This is a genomic window from Seonamhaeicola marinus (assembly GCF_008085455.1).
Window position 1 is genome coordinate 1 of sequence record NZ_VSDQ01000655.1, and the last position, 1,115, is coordinate 1,115.

The 1,115-nt window shown below is 33.6% G+C and carries 1 protein-coding gene and 1 pseudogene; both read right to left on the reverse strand.

The genetic code is table 11. The features are described 5' to 3' along the window. Positions 1–53: 53 nt before the first annotated feature. Positions 54–470: an NUDIX hydrolase gene (locus FUA24_RS11035; RefSeq protein WP_246147024.1), complete on the reverse strand. Its 417-nt coding sequence runs from the start codon at positions 468–470 to the stop codon at positions 54–56. A gap of 149 nt (positions 471–619) precedes the next feature. Further along, a pseudogene (locus tag FUA24_RS11040) lies at positions 620–1,115 on the reverse strand (M42 family peptidase); the annotation flags it as partial.

Genomic DNA, 1,115 nt, shown 5'->3' on the forward strand with positions numbered 1-1,115 from the left:
AAAGAATTATAGCAAAAACAGGAGCAATGGCAAGTAAAAGTAGCGGCATTTAATTAAGCGAGCTTTTGAGATATTTTTGTTAGAACAGTTTGATAATACGTTTTGTTTGAAGGTGCAAAATGATTATTGTTATTGCCAATGGTATCAATTAGCTTTTGAAATTCATTAATTGAAACGTATTTTAAAGCATCAACTTCATCAATTTGAGGTGTAAGCTTATTAATGGGTGTGTTAATTTGAGCAATAAAGGTGATGTGAAACTCATTATCTATTAACCCATTTTTATAGTTTGAAAAGCATTTGAAAACACCAATTTTAAACAATTCATTGCTGGTAATTGATAACCCAATTTCTTCTTTTGTTTCTCTAATAGTTGCTTGTTCTGCAGTTTCGCCAGCATCAATATGTCCTGCAACTGATACATCCCACATTAACGGGCAAATAGCTTTTTTTGCACTACGTTGGGCCAATAAAATAGAGCCGCTTTTGGTGTAATACCATACATGGCAGGTGTTGTGGTAATAGCCTTTTTGGTNCCGTTAGCATCTACAATGTCTATGAGTTCATCCATGTTTTTAATTAAATAGAAAAAATATTCCCGCTTTCGCGGGAATTTAAATTATTCAAAATAACTAAATGTATCGCCGTCTTTAATGTTTAAAAGCGATTCATAAATTAATTTTATAACATTTTCAACATCATCTTTATGAACCATTTCAACGGTAGTATGCATATAACGCAATGGTAGAGATATAAGTGCCGAAGCTACACCGCCATTACTGTAAGCAAATGCATCAGTATCTGTTCCTGTTGCTCTAGATAATGCAGAACGTTGGAACGGAATTTTTTTATCTTCAGCAGTATCAATAATTAAATCACGTAATTTTTGTTGTACAGCAGGTGCATAAGCAACAACAGGGCCTTTACCAATTTCTAAATGCCCTTCTTTTTTCATTTCAATCATTGGGGTAGTGGTATCGTGCGTAACATCAGTAACAATAGCCACGTTTGGTTTAATGGTTTGAGTAATCATTTCGGCACCACGTAAACCAATTTCTTCTTGTACAGCGTTAGTTATGTACAACCCAAAAGGTAATTCTTTTTTATTTCCTTTT